The following is a 4,392-nucleotide window of genomic DNA, read 5'->3' on the forward strand; positions in this document are numbered from 1 at the left end:
CCATCTGCTACATCAGCAGGCGCAACTAATTGGGCTAAAATTGCATTGAATCCTAGCTCGTAACATAGTTTTGCTAACTTAATAGACGTAAATAACAACGTCATTCCTATCACAAAAAGGGAGATGGCAATCGTCCAGAAGTTCCATGACCATCGATAATAAAGTTCTGGAAAGAAATCAAACCATCCATTGTCTAATTCAACTAATCCTTCTTTTCCATCAGGTGTAATATCTGCCTTATGTGTAATGATTTTTTGTCCATCATCGGATAGCTTATCTTTCTCACTCACTTTAAAATCTTCATCCATCTTTTCTGTAATATCAATCATCATAATATTTTTTTGTGGCACTTTATTCGATTCTTTTAATTTGGGACTCTTCCACTTCGTAATATCGAATTGTGCTACATCTGTTATATTACTTTTAATAATCTTTTCACTTACCGTGCCTTTTTCATTCAAATCAACGGCTTCAATGGCTTGATCGGTGAATTTATCTGCCTTTAACATACTTGTGTTTAATAAAAGTAAGACTGCCATCGAAATAAAAATGTTAATCATAATCTGTTCACGATTGACTTTCTTCTGAATAATCAACATGTAGCCGATATACAGAAAGGAAAAAGCCAGTAACACATATAAAAAGGGTTGGATCTTCGTAATAAAGTCTTGAATTTCGGGCGAATTAAAAAACGCTTTAACTCCTAATACACTATCAGTAATCCCTTCTAATCCATCCACTAAAAAAGAAAGAAGTTGAATACATGCCCACCCTAATTTTCGCAACAAATAGCTGAGGATATTTCCAACATCTAGATAATCTGAAAACTCATGTAGCTTTTTAAGAATTTCTTCATCCTTCATCTGCTCATCTCCTTACGAAGGTATTACATGCCTTGAAACAACGTATCAACGGTTATCTCTAATCGTTCATCCAGAGGAGAAACACGAATTTGTACAGGTGCTTCTCCTTCCTGCCCTTTTTCCAAGTGTATTGTGCCATCTAATAAACCAATTAACACTTGGTGTCCTTCTTTCACAATCGGTGCATAGTCCTCTAAAATACGCTCTAATTCCTTTGAAATACTCGTCATTCTTTCTCCTCCTTTTGATATTAGGCTTCTTGTTTTTCCATCTCATGTTGTAACTTCTTGATGATGGTAGTTATTTTCACTTCAAGAAGTTTGTGAACATTTTTATTCAGTTGGTCACTAACTCCTAACATTGTTAATTCCTCTTCAAAATCACTCATGGACTGTTGCTCAATCTCTTCCACCGTTTTATTCATCGCTTTTGGTAAGTGTTCTTTTAGAGCAGTAGAAACGTTCTTATCTCCATCAAAGAACTCTTTGACTGTCTTAGTTTTATAGTTCTCATACGTTAGAGAAGTAAACGGATCGTCAGCTAGTTCATCTTGTTTTTCCACTGATGGAGCTTGTGATTGAAAAGGAAAGAAATTATGAATCACCAAGGATCTTGGGTTAACTCTTTCATGTAAAGACGAAATATCAATATCTAGAATCGAACGATCTGTGTCAAAGTCATCTCCAAGGTATTCCCAACGGTATTTCAACGATGTTTTTCCAGTATTATAGATGGGATGCGCTTTGACTCTACGACGTTTTTTATCTTGCCTTTTGACAACCCGAATGACGACACTTTCTCCTTCTTTTAATTCCATTAACTCATTAGGTGTTAAAAGATGCTTGTTATCAACACCTTCAGTCTTGCTCTTATCGGTAGAAAGTCCTTTTCCACTTCGAGATGTCGAGTTAATCGTGCTTTCTCCTAATTTTTGTGATATCGTTTTAGCTGTTTCATAGTTATTACTTAAAATATAAATCGTATTTCCACAGTTCCCTTCAATCGTTTCAGCATCATCCCCATATTTATTTTTTAGTTGTGCATAGGCTTGAATCACTAAGTTGAAGCGTATGTTTCGCCCTAAACAAACGGTGATAATATTCGCCATATCTTGAATCGCTGGCATATTTCCAAATTCATCCAAAATTAGAACTACTTCCCTATGACACTTGTTTCCTCTTGCCAATGAGGCATTCTTAGAAAGCACATAATATAACTGCCGAACAAAAATAGAGGCTATGACATGATTACTTGAATCGTAGTCTGGTGTGACCATAAATATCGCAATCGGTTTTGTAAAATACGTCACTTCCTTTACATGAATGGTTGGATGCTGCTTTTCAACTGTAAATGCAGTAGCTCCTGTCTCTTTCGTGATTCTGTTAATAGAAATAACCGATTGTAGTCTGGACGAAGTAACAATTTTATCACTCAACTTTTCGGTTAGAATAATTTCATCGTTTTGCTTCAAATCACTTGTAAAGTTGAGTTCGAATAATCCTTTTCCATCCGTTTTAATGGTTTCCGTTTGACCGTCTGGAAAGATTATCTCTAAGCGAGTAAGAGGTGCTGCTGTTCCTTTGATTGTTTTTCCAAAACCCACACGTTTTAAATCGACGCTGTTTTTAGAGGTCATCTTGGCAATTTCATCAAACGTAAAAATGGATAAACCATTCATTGTTTGAGTAAAAATCCCTCCTCTTGTCGTGCCCTTTGAGAAGTTCGATGTCGCATACTGCATTTTGGCTACACTTTCTGTTGGAAGCCCATCAAAATACAAATCCAACGCATTTTGAGTATCTCCTTTTTTATTAATCACAACCTCTTTGGAGCCTAACTCTGACAACATATTCGCTACTGTGTACATCGTAATTTTATGCTCTTCCTTCTCTTTAATACACTTATCCGTTACAGCAAGAATCATGGCGTTGCATAAACTCATGGCACATTGTTGCCAGAACGGATCTTTCGCATTTGGATTGTAGTAAAGCGTATAGGATAACGTATTACACAATGCTTGGGCAGTGGAATAATCACCGTCTTTATAGGTTTCTTTTATCATTTCTAACAGGTTATAGCTCATTGATTCTAATGGATTTAATAAGTTTAAAACTTCAATATGATACCCCCTCTTTTCAAGAATCTCCTTCGAAGCTGCAAGGATCTCAGCTTTTGGATCATTGAGTACAAGAGCAGGTTGCTTTTCAGCCCTAGAATATACGTCGATTGTTGGAAAAACAAACGTTTCCCCTTTCCCCGATCGTGTAATCCCAATGATCAAATTATTAACGGGTGAATCATCGATAAGTAAATATCCTCTTTTTGAAAAAAACTTATGGGCTTTGAGAAGCTTCTCTATTCCCTTTAAAGCTTTATATTCCTTCCAATTCTGAATGAGGTCATAGGTTTGAATACGTGAAACAGGTATACCACCTCCACCTTGATACGTTGTCGTTTTTTCAGGTACTTTTCGATATTGCTTTTTTAGTTCACTTCTCGTTGTAAATCGCCCCGATCCTTTTTGATTGTGGTTTAAATCTTTGAAGTTGGATCGAATGTTGTAAGCAAACTTTGCTGTTAATAAGGCAGCCACTAAACACATGGCTCCATATAAAGGTGTGTACTGTTGAAGATGAATCTCTGTCAAAAAAGATGTGTCCAAATGAAAAGGCTGCGGCTCAAATACATCACTAAACGTTGTTTGAACAAGGTTCCTCATTATGTTAAAAAGAAAGTTTAAGATGAGTAGAATAGACACAAAAAAACAAGCACTTAAAGGAATAAGTACTTGTTTTTCAGCGAACACATATTTGATGGATTTATTAGGTTGCATTTCTCATTCCCTCCTGGTCAATCTGTTCAGAGGTAGGAATCACATAATAGGCACTCGATGAAAGGGAAAAAAACGTTTGATCTCTTGCCTCATACTGATGTTGAAGGTAACGAAAAGCTGTGTTAATGTCCCATTGTACCTCTTTCATATCCTCTTCTGTCACCATATAGGCTTCATTACAAACTAAGTCGTCTTTTTCTTGTTGAGTGAGCTTGGAGATATCTAGAGGTGGCATAGTTGGTTTCGTGCATAATCGAAACTTGAACGCATATTTCAAAAAATCATCTGTAAGAGTGATCGAATCGGCATTTTTAAAGATAAGTACAATCTGATTCTCTAAAAGAATGACATTATGAACACTGTTCGCAATACGTTGAGCATGGAGCTGAGTTGTGTAAAATGTGCCTAATTCGATTTCTAAAAATAAATCTTCTTCATAGTACTCAACCCCTACGACAAAGGCTTGCTTCTGATTTTTCACTTTCGCCTGTGTATACATCTTATTCATCCTTTCTTATAGATTCTTTAAAGCTTCTTCTTGTTTCTTTTGTTGATCCGTTAACGACTTAATTTTGTTTTCATCTTTTTTGTCCTTCTTGTTCTCTTCCTCCACTTGTTTTTTCGTTTCTTCTATTTCTTTTTTCGTTTTTTCATAGGTTTCTATTTTTTGGTTCAAGTCTTGGCTTTGAATATGTG

The 4,392-nt window shown here is 36.0% G+C and carries 5 protein-coding genes; all 5 read right to left on the reverse strand.

The features are described from left to right. Positions 1-863 (reverse strand): pLS20_p028 family conjugation system transmembrane protein (locus tag ACH0CI_RS26540; protein WP_406902478.1); only part of this gene is annotated, 863 nt, incomplete at its 3' end. Between the two features lie 23 nt (positions 864-886). Further along, a complete protein-coding gene (locus ACH0CI_RS26545; protein WP_029325363.1) occupies positions 887-1,093 on the reverse strand; it encodes a hypothetical protein in 207 nt (68 codons plus the stop codon). A 20-nt stretch (positions 1,094-1,113) separates the two neighbouring features. Beyond that, positions 1,114-3,696 carry a VirD4-like conjugal transfer protein, CD1115 family gene (locus tag ACH0CI_RS26550; RefSeq protein ID WP_406902479.1) on the reverse strand — a complete coding sequence of 861 codons (2,583 nt, stop codon included), beginning with the start codon at positions 3,694-3,696 and terminating at the stop codon, positions 1,114-1,116. After that, a complete protein-coding gene (locus ACH0CI_RS26555; RefSeq protein WP_098534898.1) occupies positions 3,686-4,195 on the reverse strand; it encodes a hypothetical protein in 510 nt (169 codons plus the stop codon). Before ACH0CI_RS26555 ends, ACH0CI_RS26550 begins: the two co-directional genes overlap by 11 nt. Positions 4,196-4,210: 15 nt before the next feature. Further along, positions 4,211-4,392, reverse strand: a 182-nt coding sequence (locus ACH0CI_RS26560) for a hypothetical protein (RefSeq protein WP_406902480.1), incomplete at its 5' end; no start/stop codon positions are given.

This window comes from Priestia sp. 179-F W1.4 NHS, assembly GCF_045369295.1.
Lineage (GTDB): Bacteria > Bacillota > Bacilli > Bacillales > Bacillaceae_H > Priestia > Priestia zanthoxyli.